This window comes from Bacillus sp. FSL R5-0709, from assembly GCF_038004785.1.
GTDB classification, from domain to species: domain Bacteria; phylum Bacillota; class Bacilli; order Bacillales; family Bacillaceae_G; genus Bacillus_A; species Bacillus_A mycoides.
In genome coordinates, this window is record NZ_JBBORT010000001.1 from 543,797 (window position 1) to 565,539 (window position 21,743).

At 34.6% G+C, this 21,743-nt stretch carries 20 protein-coding genes and 1 pseudogene; 20 read left to right on the forward strand and 1 reads right to left on the reverse strand.

Features of this window, described 5'->3' with window-relative positions:
• Positions 1-57 precede the first annotated feature (57 nt).
• Positions 58-1,668 (forward strand): ATP-binding protein, encoded by a 1,611-nt coding sequence (locus MKX37_RS02810; protein ID WP_003187227.1) that lies wholly within the window; start codon positions 58-60, stop codon positions 1,666-1,668.
• Positions 1,668-2,360, forward strand: coding sequence for a response regulator (locus tag MKX37_RS02815; protein WP_002169202.1), 693 nt, complete (start codon positions 1,668-1,670; stop codon positions 2,358-2,360). The genes MKX37_RS02810 and MKX37_RS02815 overlap by 1 nt, the downstream gene beginning before the upstream one ends.
• A 66-nt stretch (positions 2,361-2,426) precedes the next feature.
• Here MKX37_RS02815 and MKX37_RS02820 read toward each other — a convergent pair whose 3' ends face one another.
• Positions 2,427-3,731, reverse strand: a complete 1,305-nt coding sequence (locus MKX37_RS02820) for a CitMHS family transporter (protein ID WP_002091080.1) — start codon at positions 3,729-3,731, stop codon at positions 2,427-2,429.
• A gap of 255 nt (positions 3,732-3,986) precedes the next feature.
• On the opposite strand from MKX37_RS02820, the gene MKX37_RS02825 reads away from it, so the two are divergent.
• The 18 genes and pseudogenes from MKX37_RS02825 (at position 3,987) to MKX37_RS02905 (ending at position 21,739) form a co-directional block, all read left to right on the forward strand.
• Positions 3,987-4,241 carry a hypothetical protein gene (locus tag MKX37_RS02825; protein ID WP_002169200.1) on the forward strand — a complete coding sequence of 85 codons (255 nt, stop codon included), beginning with the start codon at positions 3,987-3,989 and terminating at the stop codon, positions 4,239-4,241.
• 136 nt (positions 4,242-4,377) lie between these two features.
• Positions 4,378-4,881: a nitrous oxide reductase accessory protein NosL gene (locus MKX37_RS02830; protein ID WP_002125106.1), complete on the forward strand. Its 504-nt coding sequence runs from the start codon at positions 4,378-4,380 to the stop codon at positions 4,879-4,881.
• Positions 4,882-5,170: 289 nt separating this feature from the next.
• The gene (locus MKX37_RS02835) at positions 5,171-6,043 is read left to right on the forward strand and encodes an ankyrin repeat domain-containing protein (protein WP_002125108.1); all 873 of its coding nucleotides are present in this window, start codon (positions 5,171-5,173) and stop codon (positions 6,041-6,043) included.
• A 170-nt stretch (positions 6,044-6,213) separates the two neighbouring features.
• Complete coding sequence (locus MKX37_RS02840) at positions 6,214-6,894, forward strand: GNAT family N-acetyltransferase (protein ID WP_002125110.1); 681 nt, start codon at positions 6,214-6,216, stop codon at positions 6,892-6,894.
• Positions 6,895-7,201: 307 nt separating this feature from the next.
• Positions 7,202-7,768, forward strand: coding sequence for a glycerol-3-phosphate responsive antiterminator (locus MKX37_RS02845; RefSeq protein ID WP_002169199.1), 567 nt, complete (start codon positions 7,202-7,204; stop codon positions 7,766-7,768).
• The gene (locus MKX37_RS02850; RefSeq protein ID WP_002169198.1) at positions 7,765-8,862 is read left to right on the forward strand and encodes an ABC transporter ATP-binding protein; all 1,098 of its coding nucleotides are present in this window, start codon (positions 7,765-7,767) and stop codon (positions 8,860-8,862) included. The genes MKX37_RS02845 and MKX37_RS02850 overlap by 4 nt, the downstream gene beginning before the upstream one ends.
• Positions 8,862-9,794, forward strand: a complete 933-nt coding sequence (locus MKX37_RS02855; RefSeq protein WP_002125116.1) for a carbohydrate ABC transporter permease — start codon at positions 8,862-8,864, stop codon at positions 9,792-9,794. The genes MKX37_RS02850 and MKX37_RS02855 overlap by 1 nt, the downstream gene beginning before the upstream one ends.
• The gene (locus MKX37_RS02860) at positions 9,791-10,612 is read left to right on the forward strand and encodes a carbohydrate ABC transporter permease (protein ID WP_078422300.1); all 822 of its coding nucleotides are present in this window, start codon (positions 9,791-9,793) and stop codon (positions 10,610-10,612) included. The genes MKX37_RS02855 and MKX37_RS02860 overlap by 4 nt, the downstream gene beginning before the upstream one ends.
• A 27-nt stretch (positions 10,613-10,639) precedes the next feature.
• Positions 10,640-12,016: an ABC transporter substrate-binding protein gene (locus MKX37_RS02865; RefSeq protein WP_002134301.1), complete on the forward strand. Its 1,377-nt coding sequence runs from the start codon at positions 10,640-10,642 to the stop codon at positions 12,014-12,016.
• Positions 12,017-12,435: 419 nt separating this feature from the next.
• Complete coding sequence (locus MKX37_RS02870) at positions 12,436-13,140, forward strand: metallophosphoesterase family protein (protein ID WP_002125121.1); 705 nt, start codon at positions 12,436-12,438, stop codon at positions 13,138-13,140.
• Between the two features lie 212 nt (positions 13,141-13,352).
• Positions 13,353-14,024, forward strand: a complete 672-nt coding sequence (locus MKX37_RS02875) for a response regulator transcription factor (RefSeq protein WP_002091066.1) — start codon at positions 13,353-13,355, stop codon at positions 14,022-14,024.
• Between the two features lie 11 nt (positions 14,025-14,035).
• Positions 14,036-15,274, forward strand: coding sequence for a sensor histidine kinase (locus tag MKX37_RS02880; protein ID WP_002125123.1), 1,239 nt, complete (start codon positions 14,036-14,038; stop codon positions 15,272-15,274).
• Between the two features lie 233 nt (positions 15,275-15,507).
• A complete protein-coding gene (locus tag MKX37_RS02885; protein ID WP_003187233.1) occupies positions 15,508-16,329 on the forward strand; it encodes a hypothetical protein in 822 nt (273 codons plus the stop codon).
• A gap of 43 nt (positions 16,330-16,372) precedes the next feature.
• Entirely contained in the window at positions 16,373-17,101 is a 729-nt protein-coding gene (locus tag MKX37_RS02890) for a C39 family peptidase (RefSeq protein WP_003187235.1), read from the forward strand.
• A gap of 409 nt (positions 17,102-17,510) precedes the next feature.
• Positions 17,511-18,413: pseudogene (locus tag MKX37_RS27390) on the forward strand (HAMP domain-containing protein); the annotation flags it as partial.
• A 120-nt stretch (positions 18,414-18,533) separates the two neighbouring features.
• Positions 18,534-19,352, forward strand: coding sequence for a methyl-accepting chemotaxis protein (locus MKX37_RS27395; RefSeq protein WP_434087954.1), 819 nt, complete (start codon positions 18,534-18,536; stop codon positions 19,350-19,352).
• Between the two features lie 78 nt (positions 19,353-19,430).
• Positions 19,431-21,035, forward strand: a complete 1,605-nt coding sequence (locus tag MKX37_RS02900) for a sensor histidine kinase (RefSeq protein WP_002125131.1) — start codon at positions 19,431-19,433, stop codon at positions 21,033-21,035.
• Positions 21,032-21,739 (forward strand): response regulator, encoded by a 708-nt coding sequence (locus MKX37_RS02905; protein ID WP_078203665.1) that lies wholly within the window; start codon positions 21,032-21,034, stop codon positions 21,737-21,739. The genes MKX37_RS02900 and MKX37_RS02905 overlap by 4 nt, the downstream gene beginning before the upstream one ends.
• Positions 21,740-21,743: the final 4 nt, after the last annotated feature.

Here is a 21,743-nt window from a genome sequence, read left to right on the forward strand (position 1 = left end):
ATACGAAAACAAAAGACTGTATTTTCTTTAAATTCTATCTTCATTGATGTTAGGGGAATGATTTTGAAATTGAAGAAATTGAAACTGCAACCGAGAATTACATTAACTATTAGTACACTTATTCTTGTTGTACTGCTGTTAACGAGTTATTTATTTTACTACATATTATCTGAAACAGTAGAAGACCAAATCGGAAAAAGAGCGCTGTATGTTGCGAAAACAGTTGCTGCTATACCGGAAATCGGGGAAGCTTTTCAAAAAGAAAATCCAGCTTCTATTATTCAGCCAATTGCAGAAAAAATTCGAATCGAAACAGATGCTGATTTTATTGTAGTTGGAAATAAAGATGGTATTCGTTATGCGCATCCTAAGCGAGATAAAATAGGAGAGAGAATGGTTGGCGGAGATAATGAAGGGGTTCTATTAGAAGGGGAATCTTATGTTTCGAAAGCAACGGGATCATTAGGGCCTTCACTACGCGGAAAAGTCCCGATTCGTAATCAGGATAATGAAATTATTGGTGTAGTATCTGTCGGTTTTTCAATGGATGATATTCATGGAGCGATAGAAGTGTATGGAAAGCGTGTGTTTTGGATTACAATAACAGGTCTGTTAATTGGGATAATTGGCTCTGTATATTTAGCTAAAAGTATTAAGCGGATGATGTTTGGAATGGAGCCAGAAGAAATTTCATCTTTATACGAGGAGCATAGTACAGTTATTCAATCTGTACGTGAAGGAATTGTAGTAATCGATAAAAATGGTATGGTTAGTTTAGTAAATCAAGCGGCATACGATATCCTTTCTTTAGATAAACAACAAAATATAATAGGGAAATTTATTTTAGATGTTATTCCTAATTCATCGATACTGGATGTACTTCAAACTGGAGAAGAACAATTTGATCGCCAATTAAATATAAAGGGGCAGGATGTTATTGCCAATCGCCTACCTATTAAAGTTAATAATAAAGTAACTGGTGTAGTATCCAGCTTGCGCTTGAAATCTGAGATGGATCAATTAACAGCGGAATTATCTCAAACACGGCAATATACAGAGGCATTACGGGCGCAAACACACGAATATAACAATTTATTGTATACGCTTTCAGGTCTTATTCAATTAGAGTCTTATGAAGATGCTTTAGAGCTTATTCATAAGGAAACGGCAGTATATCAAGAGTTCGTTCAATTTATTATGAAACGAATTCAAAATCCATGGTTAGGTGGGATTTTAATTGGATTTTATAATAGGGCGCGAGAGTTGAAGATTGATTTTATGTTAGATCGGGAAAGTAGTTTAGAAGAGTTAAGTCCGCATATTGAGAGTAATTACGTTGTTTCTATTTTAGGGAATTTGATTACGAATGCATTTGAAGCAATTGAAAGAAATCACGAGCATAATAAGAAAGTAAGAATGTTTGTAACAGACATTGGCGAAGAAATATTAATTGAAGTGGAAGATTCAGGACAAGGTGTTCATGATGAAATAATTACAAGCATATTCTATAAAGGTTTTTCGACGAAGGCGGGCGAAAAACGTGGATATGGATTAGCGAAAGTGAAAGAGTTAGTGGAAGATTTAAATGGAAGTATTGCGATTGAAAAAGGGGATTTAGGTGGTGCTTTATTTATCATTGCATTACCGAAAGAGAGAGGCGAATTGTAATGAATGAGGGGATTGAAGTATTGATTGTAGAAGATGATATTCGGATTGCGGAAATTCATCGTCGTTTTACTGAAAAAATTGAGGGGTTTAAAGTAATTGGAACAGCAACGACTGGGGAACAGGCGAAAGAATGGCTAGAGTTTGTAAAGCCACAACTCGTTTTATTAGATGTATATTTACCTGACATGCAAGGGACAGAACTCGTCACATATATTAGGCATAATTTGCATGATACAGATATTATTATGATTACAGCCGCATCAGAGACGGATGTAGTGTGGCATGCTTTACGAGGCGGGGTAACAGATTATATCGTAAAGCCACTTACATTTGATCGGTTTAAAACAAGTTTAGAAGGTTATCAAAAGAAGATTACGAAGTTAAAGAAAAATGCTCAATTATCTTCAGAACAGATTGAACATCTATGGTCCCAAAGAGGGGTGCAGGCAAATCCAATAGAATATGCGCCAAAAGGAATCGATCCTTTAACGTTAGCAAAAATAAAAAAGCATATGTTAGCTGTTAATGAGGAGGGAATTACTGCAGAGATGCTAAGTTCAATGGTAGGTGTAAGCCGATCAACTGCGAGGCGCTATTTAGAGTATTTGATCTCTGGAAAGAAAGTGCATGCGGAGCTTATATATGGAAGTGTGGGGAGACCAGAAAGAAGGTATTTCCGCGTTTCTTCATAGGGGACTTTCACAACAATAAAAACAGTAGAGGATTACATTTCCTCTACTGTTTTTCCTAGTTGCATCTTATATTGGAATAATTCCAATTACAATTCCAGTAATCAACATAACCATTGTTGTTCCAACAGCCCAAAGTAAAGTAAATCGTTGGTGTTCACCAAAATCAACCTTGGCCATTCCGACTAATAAATAAGTGGAAGCAACGAGGGGACTCAGTAAGTGAACAGGTTGACCGAGTAACGAAGCACGTCCCATTTCTGCGGCACTAATTCCGTAAGCGGCAGCAGCTTTCGTTAAAATAGGTAATACGCCGAAGTAAAAAGCATCATTAGACATGAAAAATGTGAACGGCATACTTAGTAAAGCTGTAATAATTGGAAGCTGTGGGCCAAGTGCATCTGGTATAAGAGTAACAACACTTTGAGCCATCGCATCTACCATTTTTGTTCCAGATAGAATACCTGTGAAAATTCCAGCAGCAAAGACGAGAGAAACAACCGCTAATACGTTTCCAGCATGAGAAGCAATACGTTCTTTCTGTTGCTCTAAGTTTGGATAGTTAATCATAACGGCAATAGCAAAAGCGACTGTAAATAAAACAGGTAACGGCATAATCTCTAGTATGAGACAAACGAGGAGGGAAGCAGTTAATAAAAAGTTAATCCATAGCAGTTTCGGGCGTTTATGTATTTCAGCTTCAACTGTCGCAGCTTGCTCATCCATTGTTTGCATTTGTTTTAAATATTGTACATCCATAATTCCTAAACGTTTTCTTTCTTTTTTTCCAAGATAATAGGCAACGAAAACTACCCAAATTGCACCAGCAATCATTCCTGGTATAAGTGGTGTGAAGAGTTCTGAGGCATCAAGTCCAAGAGCACTCATAACCCGAGCAGTTGGTCCACCCCAAGGTGTAAGATTTGTCACACCTGCTCCTAACATAACAACCCCAGCTAATATAAGTGGATTCATTCCAAGACGTTTATATAGTGGATACATTGCGGAAACTGTAATCATATATGTTGTTGTTCCGTCACCATCTAATGAAACGATAATAGTAAGAATAGCTGTACCAACAACAATTTTTAAAGGATCACCTTTTACAAATTTTAAAATTTTACTAATAACAGGATCGAATAAACCGCTATCAATCATAATTCCGAAATATAAAATGGCGAACATAAGCATAATACCAGTAGGTGCTAGCTTTTGAATTCCTTCTAACATCATCGGGCCCATATTGGCATAAAAGCCACCAATTAATGCGAAAGTAATTGGAATTAATATTAATGCTACTAAGGCTGACATACGTTTAGTCATAATCAAAAACATAAAGACGAATACCATTGCAAATCCAAGTAATGCTACCATGTAATCTCCCCCTCAAAAAATGATTGCGCTTTCAATATAAAACGAAAATTCAGATAAAAGGTTTTTTATTTATAATAAAAGGTTCAATTCGAATGGTAAATAATTAAAGAAATAACATCATTAGAAACATAATCTTTATTTTGATCATTTTGTTCATGAGGTAATTTTGAATTTTTAAAAAGATAAATACCTGTATACAAGAATGGTAGAATAAGGTGAAATAGAGAAGCGCGTGAAGTAGGGAGTAGATTTTGAATGGAAACAAGAATAGAAGAGATTTATAGTTCATGTACAGGAATAGTAGAAGAGATTTGTATTAATGAATCCTCTTACGTATATGAATGGGAGAAATTAATGATGATCCGAAAAAATGACGGTGAGATTGAAAAAATCGCAGTAGGCATCAGTGGAAATATAAGATTAGTAAATGTAGAAGTTGGACAGAACATTGATGCGGACACATTATTAGTTAAGTTAGAAGATGATTTATTAATTACTGGTTGTGAATGATGAGAGATGTGTAGAAGTAACTGCACATCTCTTTTTTGTTCCATATATTACAAAAAAAACATTGTTTTTTCACAAATCTCACACAACCTTTTGATATTCTTTTCGTGGAGTAAACGGTTTTTAGGGAGGAATATTGATGAGGATAAAATATGTCGTACTTGTTATATGTTTATGTTTCGTATTTACAATAGTAGGGTGTGGAAAAAAGGAAATAGAAGTTGTTGCAGTTGATGAGAAAAACGATAAGTGTGATATTTGTCAAATAGGGGTAATGGATAATCAATTCACAACAGAAATTATTTTGGAGAGTGGAAAAGCATTAAAATTTGATGATATTGGCTGCATGTATAAATGGATGGAGATCAATTCAGGTGAAAAGACGAAAGAAAAATTTGTTCGAGATTATGATTCGAAAGATTGGGTTTCGTTAGAAGATGCTACTTACGTATATGATAAAACAATAACGACACCGATGGCTTATAATGTCATTTCATTTAAAAATAAAAAAGATGCAGAGAGTTTTGTATCTAACTATAAGGGGAAAGTTCTTTCGTATAAAGAGCTATCAGAGCATAAATGGGAAATGAATAAAGAGATGATGGGAAAACCGAAAACAGGGAATCACGGTGGGCATCATTAATAATAGAAAAAGACAACTATATAGTTGTCTTTTTCTATTATTACTCAGGTGCAAATATAGAAAAGGTGTAAAAATTTTAGAAGAACGGTTACAATGGAATATAGTAACCTAAAGCAATCATTTATGTACTTTTTAGAAATATATACAAATGCGGTAAAAACGTGCTAAACTAATTGCTTCATAATGTTAATGATGAGGCCATCAGGCGTATCATTCCAATAGGTTGAGAAACATAGTATAAGTTTAAGATAATCCGATTAAAGAAGGAATCTAAAGGGCTTATGGATAAATGTACTCAAGAAGAGTTATTGTATGTGATGGAGGAATGGTTAAGAAAACATTATCTTTCATAGGAGCTGTAGTTGTGAGAAAACAAAAAATTTTATTATGTATGTTATTAGGACTTTTAATGACGGTAGTGGCTTGCGATAAGCAAGAGGAGCCAGAATCAAAACCGGTTCATGTGAAAAACGAAAAGAAAAAAGAAAAGCATAAAGAACAGGAAGAATCTAAAGAAGAAAAAAGTATAAATTTAATGGACAAACAGTTGCTACTTTCTGCGACGCTTGGAGACACAGAAACAGCTATGAAGCTGATCCAAGATGGAGCGAATATCAATGTAGAAGGTGACAACGGAGAAACGCCTGTCCTTGCAGCGACGTATCAAAATCATGTAGAGACAGTTAAAGCATTAATTGATGCGGGTGCTGATATTGAAATTCAAGACGAAAAACAAAGTAATCCATTTCTTTATGCAAGTAGAGAAGGATATACGGATATTGTAAAAGTATTAATTAATGCAGGAGTTAATACGAAGGAAACGACTAAGTCAGGTGGAACAGCACTTATTTCTGCATCTGAGCGTGGCCATGTAGAGGTTGTTAAAGAATTATTAGAGCATACAGATATTGATGTGAATTATAAGAATGAACGTGGTGGAACAGCTTTATTAGAAGTAATTGTATTAGGAAATGGTAGTGAAAGTCATAAGAAAGTAATTCAAATGCTTATTGACCACGGGGCAGATGTAAATATGGCCAATAAGGAAAATATTACGCCGCTGCAATATGCTGAAAAAAGAGGTTTTAAAGATATTGCGAATATGTTGAGGATAGCTGGAGCGAATGAAGTAGTACAGCCGCAACCACAACTGGCGGAATAACAAGCTGAAGAAATAAAAAGCACGAAATAATCCCATTTAGATAGACAGAATGAAGAAGTCATTTTAGTATGATGGATTCAGTAATGTGTATTTAAATGGGATTTTTGTTTTGAAAAAATGGATGGATGCTATATCGAGAAGGCTAAAAATAGTAATTAAGGAGGGTATAAATGCGATTTTCAGAACTTGAGTTAATAGCAATTCAGGCAGAAGTTTTATTTGTTCATAATCAAGTAGGAAGAATAAAGTGTGTAAATGAAAATGGAAATCTGAAAGCACCACGTTTTTTTCTTAGCAGAACTCGTGAAGGCAATATAACGAGGTATCATTATAAACTGCATGGTGAAATGATAAGTAAGATTGAGAAATTAATTCGAGAATGCTCAAATCACATTGAGATAGCAAAGATCATTAAAGTATTAAATGAAGAGAGAACGGTGGAGAATATTTGGGTGGGTCCTGCTTTCATGTTTCCTAATAATTTACATAAGCCAACTAGAACAATACAAATAACAGAGAAGAATAAAGAGCTTTTGCGAGAAAATTTTTCTAATCTAATAGAACAGATGGAATGGAGGCGACCTTATTTTGCAATTGTAAAAAATGAAAAGGTAGTTTCTATATGTTGCAGTGCCAGAAGTACGCCCGTAGCTGCTGAGGCAAGTGTGGAAACTTTAGTGGAGTTTCAAGGGAATGGATATGGTGCTGATGTCGTTACAGCCTGGGCACTATCAATACAAGAGGAAAAGCGCATTCCGCTTTATAGTACTTCTTGGGATAACTTTGCTTCGCAAGCAGTGGCGAGAAAACTAAAACTCATTAACTATGGAATGAATTTACATATTGATTGAATTTTAAACATTGTTGTGTTCTGTTGGGGTTTATTCGTATATCTAGATTATTGTAAAAGTAATATGGTGAATATTAACATTCGATTAACATCTAATTAACAATTTATCAAAACTGACTTAATAAATGCGTAATATAGTAAAGGTAACAAAATAACTAGGGTAGAGAACATTTGAGAACACCCGCTTACATATAACGTGCCGCTTTCTTAAGTGTGCTCTATTCCCTAGAGTTCAAATAAGGAGAAAGGTGTTCTATGTAAGTAGGTGTTTTTAGTTTGGATAAAAATAGAAAAGCTAGGTGGAATAAATGTTTAAAGAACCTTATATTGCGATGATAAAGGATTGGGAAGGGTACAAAACATACAAAAAATTACCGAAAACAGTTTTTCTTATGACTGGTTCAATGCTGGAGTTACCAGAGCGTGTATATGAACTACAGAAACATGGACACGATGTATTTCTTCATTGTGATTTTATACAAGGCTTAAATACGAACACAGAGGAAGCACTTTTATATATTCAAGATGTTATCGGAGCACAAGGTATTATTTCGACAAAGGGATCGACAATTCGAAATGCCAATAAAATTGGATTGAAAACGATTCAACGCATTTTTATTGTTGATACTTTATCTCTTACAAAATCAATTGAAAATTGTAAAACGACTAAACCGAATGCAGTAGAGATTATGCCTGGCATTATGCCTTCTATTATTAAACAGCTAGCGGAGGAAATAAAATTCCCTATTATTGCAGGTGGGCTGATTCAAACGCGAGAGGATGCAGAAATCGCAATTCGTGCAGGAGCAAGTGCAATTTCAACGAGTCATTATGAAGTGTGGATACAAGAAGAAAAAAGGAGTGCAACCTTGTGATTGAATTGAAAAATGTTTCAAAGGTATATAAAAATGCGGAAGAGACAGCAGTTAAAGACGTATCAGTTCATATTAAAAGAGGAGAATTTTTTGTTTTAGTTGGACCTTCGGGATGTGGAAAAAGTACATTATTACGAATGCTGGCTGGTTTAGAAGAAATTTCTTCGGGAGATTTAATTATTAATGAACATGTTGCAAATGATTTAGAGCCAAAAGATCGTAATCTATCAATGGTATTTCAAAATTATGCGCTATACCCACATTTATCTGTAGAAGAAAATATTTTATTTGGACTTAAGGTAAGAAAAGTACAGAAAGAAGAACGACAAAAACGATTGATGGAAGCTGTTGAGATGGTAGGGTTGAAGGAATATGTCAAAATGAAGCCTGGGCAACTATCAGGTGGACAAAGACAGCGTGTTGCACTTGCTAGGGCCATCGTCAGTCAAGCACCGATTTGTTTAATGGATGAACCACTTTCGAATTTAGATGCGAAATTACGTGCACAGATGAGGATTGAAATTAGAGAAATTCAGCAACGATTAGGAATTACGATGATTTACGTTACTCACGATCAAATAGAAGCAATGACTATGGGAGATCGTATTATGGTTTTAAATAAAGGAAGTATACAACAAGTTGGAACACCGCTTGATATATATAACGAACCAGCAAACGAATTTGTTGCAAGTTTTATAGGTTCTCCTTCTATGAATATAAATGATGGGGAAGTGGATAAAGAAAAAGGCATATTACATATAGGGCAATTGCAAATTCCATTATCTATTGGACAGTTAAAGCAATTACCAGAAGGAATAATTCGAATCGGCATGCGTCCTGAGCATATTGCATTGTCTGAGGAAGGACAAGAAGTTACGCTGCAATCTGTAGAAGTATTAGGGAATGAATCTATATTAAACTTTGCGGTAAATGGAACAACTTGGAGTGCGAAAGTCATCGGACAGTTACTCCTGAACAAAGGTGACAAAGTAAAATTATTATTCTCGCAAGAAAAACTATGCTTCTTTCACCAAAATACGAATGAACGATTAAAAGTGGTGGCTGAAGAAGAGTTGAAAGTGGTGGCGAAATAATGATTGAAGTAGGTAAGTTACCAGTTCAAACAACAGTGTCAAAAAAGAAGAGTTTATGGGGCAGAACGAAAGATTTAAGAATAGGATTATTGTTTTTGGCGCCATCTATTTTGTTATTTTCAATTTTTCTTTTCTATCCATTGTTTAGGACGATCTACTATAGCTTTTATTTAACAGATATACACGGAGAAGCTAATCTTTTCGTTGGCTTAGAAAATTATCAATATTTATTTTCGGATCCTGCTTTCTATAAAAGTATAAAGTCAACTTTATTATTTGTTTTATATACAGTGCCTACTAGTATTGTATTCGCCTTATTTCTTGCATTAATTGCAAATGAAAAAGTAAGAGGGATCGGGTTATTCCGAGTACTGTTTTCTTCAACGATGGGAATATCAGTAGCTGCTAGTGCAGTGATTTGGCTATTTTTATTTCATCCAAGTGTAGGGTTATTTAATAATATATTAGCCTCTATGAATCTTCCGGCAATCGCATGGTTAACGAGTCCGGACTGGGCACTGTTTTCTGTATCGGTTACAACGGTTTGGGTGAATACAGGATTTGCATTTTTAGTTATATTAGGTGGTTTACAAAATATTGATACGTCTTTATATGAGAGTGCATCTATAGATGGTGCTAGTTATTTACATAAGCTTCGCCGCGTCACATTACCGATGCTATCACCAACTTTATTTTTTATCGTGACAGTAACGTTAATTAGTGCATTCCAAAGCTTTGGACAAATTGATATTTTAACGCACGGTGGACCGAATGATGCAACGAATTTAATTGTGTACTCGATTTATAAAGAGGCATTTGTAAATCATCAATTTGGAACAGCAAGTGCACAAGCGATGGTATTATTTATTTTCATTTTTATTGCTACATTGATTCAATTTAAGTTTGCTGAGAGAAAGGTGCATTATAAATGATCGTTAAACAGTGGAAACAAAATTTCCTATTATACATGCTGCTCATTATTAGTGCAGTAATGGTGTTTTTTCCTGTACTGTATGCGTTTTTAATAAGCTTTATGACACCAGACGATATTCAAATGAGAAGGTTATTTCCAACTCAATTTACTTTTGATAATTTCATTAATATTTTTCAAAAAGTACCTCTTTTTACATACTTATATAACAGTTTAATTGTATCGACAGTTGTTATGCTTGGACAACTTATCGTATCCAGTTTAGCAGCTTATGCTTTTGTTTTTCTTCAGTTTAAAGGTAGAAACTTAATTTTCTTCTTGTTTATTTCAACAATGCTTATTCCGTGGGAAGCAACGATGGTACCGAACTTTTTAACGATTCAAAACTTCGGATGGATTAATAGTTTTGCTGGGATGATGGTGCCGTTTTTTGCAACAGCTTTCGGTATTTTCTTACTACGTCAACATTTTATGACACTTCCGAATGAACTGAAAGAAGCTGCTTTTATTGAAGGGATTGGAAATGTAAGGTTTTTATTCAGTGTTGTAATTCCGTATTGTAAAACGAGTTTTATTACGCTTGGAGTATATAGCTTTTTAACAACGTGGAATATGTATTTGTGGCCGCTCTTAGTAACCACTGATGAAAAAGTAAGAACGGTTCAAATTGGTGTAAAGCAGCTTCAATCTCAAGAAGTTGCAACTGATTGGGGCAGTGTAATGGCCGGTGTTACGGTTATCGTCATTCCAACGTTGATTTTACTATTTTTAGGGCAAAAGCAATTACAAAAAGGATTAACAAAAGGTGCAATTAAATAAGCATACATAGGAAAAGGTGGGATTGAGATGAGTTTATTGAAAAAAAGTGCTGCTCTTTTAATGGCAGCCACAATGGCATTAACCGGCGCAGCTTGTTCAAATAGTAAAACAGAGGGGAAACCTGAAGCACAGGCAAAAGTAGCTCCAGTTGAAAAGAATGGTGATAAAACTGTAATTCGTTTCTGGCATGCAATGGGTGGAAAAACACAAGGTGTACTAGATGGGCTTGTTGCAGACTATAATAAGTCGCAGAATAAATACGAGATAAAGGCAGAGTTCCAAGGAACATACGAAGAGTCTTTAACGAAATTTAAAACGATGTCTGCAACGAAAGAAGCGCCAGCTCTTGTTCAATCGAGTGAAATTACAACGAAGTATATGATTGATAGCAAAAAGATTACGCCTATCGATAGCTGGATTAAAAAAGATAAGTACGATACATCAAAATTAGAAAAAGCAATTACGAACTATTATTCAGTTGATGAAAAAATGTATTCTATGCCGTTTAATTCATCTACACCAGTATTAATTTATAATAAGGATGCTTTCGCGAAGGCTGGATTAGATCCAGAGAAAGCTCCGCAAACATATGATGAGTTAAAAGAAGCGGCGAAAAAGTTAACGATTAAAGAAGGCGGAAATGTAAAGCAGTATGGATTTTCAATGCTGAATTATGGTTGGTTCTTTGAAGAGTTGTTAGCGACACAAGGTGCTTTATATGTAGACAACGAAAACGGCCGTAAAGATGCTGCAAAGAAAGCGGTATTTAACGGAAAAGAAGGTCAAAAAGTGTTTGGGATGTTAGATGAATTAAATAAAGCTGGTGCACTTGGAAAGTATGGAGCAAGTTGGGATGATATTCGTGCTGCGTTCCAGTCTGGACAAGTTGCTATGTATTTAGATTCTTCAGCTGGTGTTCGTGATTTAATTGATGCATCTAAGTTTAATGTAGGCGTTTCGTATATTCCGTATCCAGAAGATTCGAAACAAAATGGTGTTGTTATTGGCGGTGCATCATTATGGATGACGAATATGGTTTCAGAAGAAACGCAGCAAGGTGCTTGGGACTTTATGAAATATTTAACGAAGCCAGATGTACAAGCAAAATGGCATACTGCAACAGGATATTTCTCAATTAATCCAGATGCATATAATGAGCCGTTAGTAAAAGAGCAGTATGAAAAGTATCCGCAGTTAAAAGTAACGGTAGAGCAATTACAAGCAACGAAGCAATCTCCAGCAACTCAAGGTGCATTAATTAGTGTATTCCCAGAATCAAGAGATGCAGTCGTAAAAGCATTAGAAGCAATGTATGACGGGAAAAATAGTAAAGAAGCGTTAGATGAAGCTGCAAAAACAACAGATAGAGCAATTAGTATTTCAGCTCGTACGAGTCAAAAATAAGAGAAAGCCGCATCCTTTTTCAGGATGCGGCTTTCTCTATTGGGAGATAAGGGATCAAAGAAATGATGAAGTCTTATCTCTTTTATATGAGTAAAGGGTCTAGAAAGAATATTGTCCTTTTCATTATTTGTTTAACTCCATTGCAACTTGTTTACCATTTACGAAAACCTCTGCCACTGCTACTACAACTTCCATCACTTTTTTCATATCTCATCTCTCCTTGTTTTTTGTTTCATTTCTTACTTTTAGTATAAAGAAATATAGTAATTGCAACTATCGAATTGGATGACAAGAGACTTACAGTGTTGTAAGGATAATAGTTTTATTTGTAATAAATGCTATTTCGAATTATGATTCAGAAATTTCTGTCGTTTTAATCTATAATTAGAAAGAGAATGGTTTAGAAAGAAGGGGAAGAAATGAAGAGAATACTTGTTATTAGTGATATTCATGGAGAAATAGAAAAGTTCGAACAGTTATTGGAAGAAGCTCAATACGATGCAGGACAGGATCAATTGATTTTATTAGGGGATTATATAGATCGTGGTCCAAATGCGCGTGCAGTAATTGAAAAGGTAAAAGAGTTAAAAGAAGCGGGAGCCCTCGTTCTAAAGGGCAATCATGAAGATATGATGATCAAGGCGTTAACGACTGATGAGGAACGTTCATGGAACCATTGGGTAAAAAGGAATGGTGGAGATAAAACGTTATATAGCTATGGATTTGTAGAAGAAGACATTGCGGTTAATGAGGAAAACTTCCAAAAACCGATTTTACAATCTCATATATTAGAGGAACATGTAACGTTTATTCAAGAATTAGATCATTACATTGAAACAGAAGAGTATATCTTTGTACATGCTGGTGTTGAGCCGATGAACCGAGTTTCTGAATCTGAACCATATACATTAATGTGGATCCGTAATGAATTTCATAATGGATATAGCGGCGAAAAGGTTGTTGTATTTGGCCATACGGAAACAAAAATGCTTCATGGTAGTGAGAATTGCGGAGTGTATTTTGGTAGTAATCGTATTATTGGAATTGATGGTGGGGCTGTGTATGGTGGTCAGTTAAATTGTTTGGAGTTGCCAAGTAAAAAGGTATATGTAGTAAAAAATTGAAAGAGATAAGAGGAATCTTATTTCTTTCAATTTTTTATTAAGCAAAATTTAAGAAAGAGCCTTTATAATAAAGGTTCAAAATTTTATATCGAGCAAAACTTTAGAAGGAAATAGTTGAAAATGAAATTACATAATATGATTACATTATTTCGTTATGAAGAGAAGAGATGCAATAATAAAGAGAGTTGAAATAGATTGTGGAAGGTGAGAATATGCGCTTACTTGTAGTAGAAGATAATGCCTCGTTATTAGAGTCTATCGTACAAATTTTACGTGATGAATTTGAAGTGGATACGGCAATGAATGGGGAAGACGGCTTGTTTTTGGCGCTGCAAAACATTTATGATGCAATTTTGCTTGATGTGATGATGCCAGAAATGGACGGATTTGAAGTGATTCAAAAAATACGTGATGAAAAGATTGAAACGCCAGTCCTGTTTTTGACAGCGAGGGATTCTTTAGAAGATCGAGTGAAAGGATTGGACTTTGGTGGAGATGATTATATTGTTAAACCGTTTCAGGCCCCTGAATTAAAAGCGAGAATTCGTGCATTACTACGCAGAAGTGGTAGTTTAACAACACAGCAGACCATTCGCTATAAAGGGATTGAATTGTTCGGAAAAGATAAAGACATTCAAGTAGATGGACAAGGTATTAAGCTGACATTAAAACAATATGAGCTACTAGAGTATCTCATTCAAAATAGCGGGAAGATTTTAATGCGTGAACAAATTTTTGATCGTGTTTGGGGATTTGATTCTGATACGACAGTAGCAATTGTAGAAGTGTATGTACATCATTTACGTAAAAAATTAGAACCATTCGGTTATCAGAAAGATATTCAAACCGTTCGTGGTATTGGATATATATTAAAAGAACAATGAGAAAGGGAAGCATGTTTCAAAAGACACGTATTCGTCTAACTATATTGAATTCGTTAGTATTTATCCTATTAATAGGTGTATTAGGTAGTATTATTTATTCGTACACATACAAGCGTACTTATAATGAAGTGGATCAATCTATAAAAATGATAACTCAGTATAGAGAAAAATTTGATGTTAAAATGCCACCACCAAGAAAACGTATAGAGAATATCAAAATTCGAGACCCACGGATAACTATAATAACTTGGAATGGAAAAATAGTGGAGATAGAAGGCGATAACCATAAATTTCGCTCTAACTTTGAAGGGGATTTGGAAAAGTTTTCTCCAAAAAAGGTAGGGGATTTGCAAGATATTGAAGTGCAAGGACGATATTTTAGAATGTTTGCGTTTCAAGAAGATGGAAAAATAGTTCAAATTGTACGTGATACAACAGCTGAAGAAGAAATGCTAAATACTTTATTTTTAATTCTCATAATAGGTTGTAGCATAGGCAGTCTATGTGCAATAGGTATCGGTTTTTTCCTAGCTGGCAGGGCACTCATACCTATTCAAAATTCATGGGAGAAACAGCAGCAATTCGTTTCCGATGCATCACATGAATTAAGAACACCGCTTGCAGTTATTCAATCAAAAACGGATGTATTATTCCAGTCCCCATCCGCTACGATAGAAGAAAAAGCCGTGGATATCTCTACAATTTCAAAAGAATGTAGGCGGCTATCGAAACTCGTTAGCAATTTATTGTTGTTAGCACGTTCGGATTCTAATCAAATTGAGATGGATAAGAAAACATTTGAACTGGATAAGTTGTTAGAAGAAATTATAAATCCATATAAAGAAATTGCCTCTTATCAAGAAAAAGCGATGATATTAAAAGTAGAACATGATATAACGTTTATGGGTGATAGAGAGAGAATCCATCAAATGATGGTCATATTGTTAGATAATGCGATGAAGTATACGAATGAAGATGGGCATATTCAAATTGATTGCACACAAACGAGTAATTCAATTCGTATACGGGTGAAAGATAATGGGATAGGAGTTAAAGAAGAAGATATTCCAAATTTATTTGATCGTTTTTATCAAGGAGACAAAGCAAGAAGTATGTCAGAAGGAGCTGGGTTAGGTCTTTCAATCGCTAATTGGATTGTAGAAAAGCATTATGGAAAAATATCGGTAGAGAGCAAATGGGGAGAAGGAACTTGTTTTGAAGTGATTTTCCCAAAAAATCAAAGATTATAAGTGAGAAGACGACCTTGTTTTTACAAGGTCGTCTTTTTTAAGGGAAAGTTAAGGAATAACTTGTAGCATGTATTACATAATGGAAACTTGTGATGGAAAGAAAAGATGTAAGTTTTTTTGAATGAACTGGATAAATCATAAGGTTATTTCTAACAGAGATGAAGTTTATGTATAGTATAAAAAAAAATTATGGGAAAGCTGGAAAAAGAAAGCGTGAGAGGGAGGAAGAAGTCTTGAAAAAGAAAATGATGATGGTATTCACTATTGGAGTAATGAGTTTAAGTATATTAGGGGGTGCCTCCCCTTCTGGAATGACAAAAGGAAAGACAGATTACACGCAGCGTAGTAAAGAACAATTAAATGATGGGAAAATACATGCAATGCATACGGAAGAAAAAGCGGAAAAGTTAGGCATTGAAACGGATGGGAAAGAACAAATTACGTTAGAAAAAGAAATTCATGAGACGGAAGTAGGAAGAGAAGCTAATCAATTAGGTATCTCGGCAGAAGGGAAAGATGTTGGAATTCTTTCAGAAGAAATTTATGAAACAAAAGTGAGGAAAGAAGCGTTGAAACTAGGAATATCTATAGAGAATACGTCGATTGTAAGTTTAATTGATCAAATTAATAAGATTAAAATTAATAATGAAGCAGAAAAGCTTGGTGTTTCAACTGAAGGAAAAGAAATAGAAGAGATTGAGGAAGAAATCTACGGAACGAAAGTTAGAGAAGAAGCAGAAAAGCTAGGTATTGCTCAACAAGGAAAAGAGATGGAAGAGTTAGCACAAGAAGTGTACGAACAAAAAGTACAGGAAGAAGCAAAAAAATATCATATTGATTTATATGGCAAAGATATATATCAAGTATTAAGAGAAATAAATGAGCAAAAGGTAATAGAAATAGCAGATGAGCTAGGTATGGATAGAACGAATTTGAAGATTCAAGATTTAGCGGAGAAGATAAATCTTGAACAACCTGAAAAGGGAAAAGAGCTTAAGTTTGTTCCTATGGTTCAAACAGATGCTGATGCGTTTTATTCGTATTTAACGAATTAAAAAGGGCGTGAGAGTGATACGAAAATGGAAGTGGTATATATGTATGGCCTTACTATGTATAGGGGTATGGGGTGCATATACAAATGGAATTACAAAGTATGTGGAGAAAGTAAAGGGGGTACTATTTTCAAGTGTACAAAGTCAAAAACGAATAGAGTTTAGTAATAACGATGAAAAAGTCATGTTATCAAATGTGCCTTTAATTCAGCAATTACCAGAGTTAGATAGAGGCTGCGAAGTAACAAGTTTAGCGATGATGTTACAATACGCAGGTGTTTCTGTAGATAAGATGAAATTAGCAAATGAAATAAAAAAAGTTAATTTTATGGAAGATGGTGTACGTGGGAATCCGAATGAAGGATTTGTAGGGAATATTTATACCTTTTCTGAATCCGGATACGGTGTATATCACGGACCACTTTTTCAGTTAGCAAAAAAATATTTACCGAATAAAGCTGTGGACTTAACAGGGAAGAGTATAGAAGAAATTTATAAGAGTGTAAAAGCAGGGCACCCGGTAGTCATGATTACGAATGCAACATATGCTCCTTTAGATGAAGATGAATTTACTACATGGGAAACAAATAGTGGGGATGTTTCTATTACGTATAATGAACATTGTGTTGTACTTGTTGGGTACGATAAGGAATCTGTATATATTCGAGATCCCCTCGATGATAGCTTAGATGTAAAAGTGCCAAGAGGAAAATTTGAACAGGCATGGGTGCAGATGGGGAGTCAGGCAATTAGCTATGTAAATAACCCCAAATAAATTAGGAAGAAGAGAATGAACTATATAACTATAAGGTGAAGGATAAAGATTTAAGGAATTGTAAGAGAAGCTGTTAAAAAACAAGAGAACTTTAGCTTATTATATATGCTAAAGTTCTCTTGTTTTTTAGGATTAAAATGTTTAGGAGAAGTGGATATGTAAAAATGCATAATTGACGAAAAAATTACATGTTATCATTATATATTGTTTTATACATGTTGATTGTATAAAATTACACAAGTGTTCTATTACATAAAGGAGGCTTATTATGCAAAATATATTTAACTGGGTTAAAAGTATGAGTATCAAGAAAAAATTAATCATTTCATTTTTTATTATTTTAACTATACCAGGACTTATTATCGGTGGTGTTTCATATCAAACTGCCAAAACAAATTTTGAACATCAAATGACCGATAAAGCAAAGGAGAATATTTCAGTTTTAAATACTGTTATTTCTCAAAATATAGAAGAGAAATTTGTTGATGCGACGTACTTTTCAGACATCTTAACAGAGGATACATATCCAAATGGACAAGAAGAAATAGTAAGAACGAAGTTAGCACAATATATAAAGCTTCATCCAGAAGTAGAAGGTATTTATATTGGAACGCAGACGGGTAAGTTTATAAGAGAACCATTTATTCAAATGTCTGATGGCTATAACCCAACAGATAGATCATGGTATAAAGAAGCGCATGAAAATAAGGGAAAGGTAATTGTTACTGCACCGTATCAATCAGCATCTACAAAAAATATGGTAGTGACAATTGCTAAAGAAGTAAAAGATGGTAAAGGTGTTATAGGTATTAACTTGAATTTGGATAACATCCTCAAGGTTTCAAAAATGATTAATATTGGTGAAAAAGGCTATGCAGTTATTTTAGATCAAAATAAGCAAATTGTTAGTCATCCGTCTAGAAAGCCAGGTTCAAAGGTTACTGATCCTTGGATTAAACCAATTTATGAAGACAAACAAGGAAATGTATCTTATACAGAACAAGATGATAAAAAGAATTTAATCTTTACAACAAATGAGAAAATAGGATGGAAAATAGTTGGAGTTATGTTTGACGAAGAAATTATGCAAGCTGCCAGTCCAGTGTTTTATAAGACTTTGATTGTCATAGCTATCGCTATTGCATTTGGTAGTGTATTAATTTATTTCATTACAAATTCTATTACAAGGCCATTACGACAAATAGCTGAATCGGCACATAAAATTAGTAAGGGAGATTTAACAGAAAAAATTACAATCCATTCCAAGGATGATATAGGGAAACTAGGGAATGCATTTAATGAAATGTCTACGTCTTTACAAGATGTGATCACCCAAATTAGCTTTTCAGCAGAACATGTTGCAGCATCGGCAGAAGAGTTAACAGCGAGCGTACAGCAAGCGAATGATGCGACAGATCAAATTACAATTGCAATGGAACAAGTATCAGGTGGGGCTGAATCACAAAGCCAAGGTGTTGAAGAAGGCGCGGCTACATTACAACAAGTAAATACAGCAATTCAAGATGTAACTGGAAGCGCAGAGTCAATTTCTATTTCCTCATTACATGCGCGAGAAAGAGCTGAAGAGGGAGAAGATTTAGTTGAACAAACCGCAAAACAAATGCAGTCTATTTCTAGGTCGGTATCCCAGTCAGATGCTATTATTAAACTTCTTGATGAGAAATCAAAGCAGGTAGGAGCTATTTCTGAAGCAATTCAAAACATTGCTACTCAAACGAACTTATTAGCTTTAAATGCAGCTATTGAAGCGGCAAGAGCAGGGGAACAGGGCCGAGGCTTTGCTATTGTAGCAGATGAAGTAAGAAAGTTAGCAGAGCAATCAGGAGAGTCATCCGGAGAAATCGCGAATTTAATTACGGAAATTAAGGCTGATATTGAACATACTGTTAAGGCAATGGATAATGTGAGTGGGGAAGTTCAACAAGGCTTAGATGTTGTAACAAAAACGAAAGTAAGTTTTACAGAAATTTTAAGTTCTACTACTCATATTGTTTCTCAAGTTAATCAAATGGTAGAAACAACGAAGAGTATAGCTGGAGATGCAAACGAAGTAACAAATGCTATTGATGAAATTGCAGCGGCGGCAGAAGAAAATACAGCTAGTATGCAAAGTGTTGCAGCTTCAACAGAAGAACAAGTAAATTCGATGGAAGAAATTAGTTCGGCTTCGCAAAACTTAGCTGAGATGGCCGAAGAACTACAAGCAATGACTAGTAAATTTAAAGTATAATAACAGCAAATAAGTAAGGTGAAAATAATATCACCTTACTTATTTTTATATTCAGTAATTAGGGGAGTCATTAACGGGATGAAAAAAAGAAAAAGACTATGGAATTTATGGAAAACGATTACATTGTTAGTTTGTACGGTTGTAATTTTTTCTTTACTTGTTACAGATATATTAATTAGTCATAATGTAGAGCGGACAACGGAGGATAGCCAGGCAGAGAAAGCGAAAACAATTGCACATATTGTGGCGAATGATTCAGTTGTAATCAATGGTTTGATTGGGAAAGCAGATACTTCAGCAATCCAAACGTATACAAATAGGATATTAAAAAATACAGGTGTTCAATTTATTGTAGTTATGGATATGGATGGAATAAGAAAATCTCATCCAAATCCTCAAAAAATAGGTCATCATTTTATTGGGGGAGATGAAGGACCTGCATTGAAAGGGAAGGAACATGTATCGCTAGCAGAAGGAACTTTAGGTATTTCAATGCGAGTGTTTGTACCAATATTTTCTGAAACAGGGGAACAGCTTGGAGCAGTAGCTGTCGGTATTTCAGCAGATAATGTAAAAGAAAGAGTTAAGCAAAGTAGACATATTATTTATATTGGTGTCGGAGTTGGAGTATTAGTTGGGATTATAGGAGCAATATTGCTAGCTAGACATATAAAGAAAAGTTTATTTGGTCTTGAGCCGCATAGGATAGCAAAAATTCTTGAAGAAAGAAATACGATGTTGCTTTCGGTGAAAGAAGGTATTATTGCTGTAGATAAAGAGGCGAATGTAACTTTAATAAATAATGAAGCGAAACGGCTATTTAAAAAAAGTGGACTGGAAGAAGACTTTATTGGTAAAGATGTTGAATTGTATATGCCAAATTCACGTATAAAAGAAGTGTTGCAAACAGGCGAGGTACAATTAAACGAAGAACAAAATATTTACGGAATTACGATTGTCACAAATCGTGTTCCTTTATATGTAAAAGGAGAAATAGTTGGCGCGATCGCAACATTTCGTGATAAAACAGAAATTAGAAAATTAGCAGAGGAACTAACTGGTATTAGGCTATATGCGGAAGCGTTACGGGCACAATCTCATGAATTTATGAATAAAATGCATGTCGTATTAGGGCTCACACATATGAAACAGTATGAAGAATTGCAGAAATATGTAAGTAGTATGGTATCAGAGCATCAATATGAAATTGGTGGGGTTATGAAAAGAATAAAAAGTCCAGTATTTGCTGGTTTTTTACTAGGTAAACTTAGCTATGCTAGGGAGAAAAATATAAAGTTAATTATAAGTGAAGATTCTTACTTGCCGGAAATATATGATGAAAGTATTACTCATGAACTTATTACGATTGTAGGGAACTTAATAGATAATGCATTAGAGGCAGTGATACATTGCAAAAAGAAACAAGTTGAAGTTGGGATACAATATCAGAATGCATTAACTATTACAGTGCAAGATACGGGGAAAGGTATAGAAGAAGACGCAGTGGATGCATTATTTACAAAAGGTTATTCCACAAAAGGGGATAATCGCGGTTATGGTTTGTATCTTGTAAAAGAAAGTATACAGCGAATAAATGGGGAGATTCACATCTCCTCCTTATTAGGAGAGGGAACAACGATAACAATTGAAATACCTAAAGGTAGGGATGAGAAGCAAATATGATTAAAGTTTTAATTGTAGAAGATGATCCGATGGTTGCGATGTTAAATACGCATTATTTAGAGCAAGTGGGAGGGTTTGAACTTGTCCATGCAGTTAACTCAGTTAAAGCAGCGATAGAAGTATTAGAGGAATCACGAGTAGATTTAGTATTACTTGATATTTTTATGCCTGAAGAAACTGGATTTGAGCTTTTAATGTATATTCGCAACCAAGAAAAAGAAATTGATATTATGATGATTTCAGCTGTACATGATATGGGAAGTATTAAAAAAGCATTACAATATGGAGTTGTAGACTATCTAATTAAACCATTTACATTTGAACGCTTTAAGGAAGCATTAACGGTGTATCGAGAAAAATTTACTTTCATGAAAGAACAACAAAAAATTAGTCAATCGGAATTAGATTCGTTAATTTTACAAAAAGAAAAAAGAGAGTCCTTTGACTATAAAGAGCTTCCGAAAGGATTAACAAAGCAAACATTGCAACTCATTTGGCAGAAAATCGAATCGCTTAATGGACAAGCATTTACAACTGATGAAATGGCGCAATTAGTAGGGGTTTCGAGAGTTTCTATTCGAAAGTATGTAATGTTTTTGACTGAAATCGGAGTATTAGAGAATGAAATGGTGTATCAAAATGTGGGAAGACCGGTGAGTAAATTAAGGTGTATTGACCGGAATAAAATAGACTTTTACGTATAAGCGG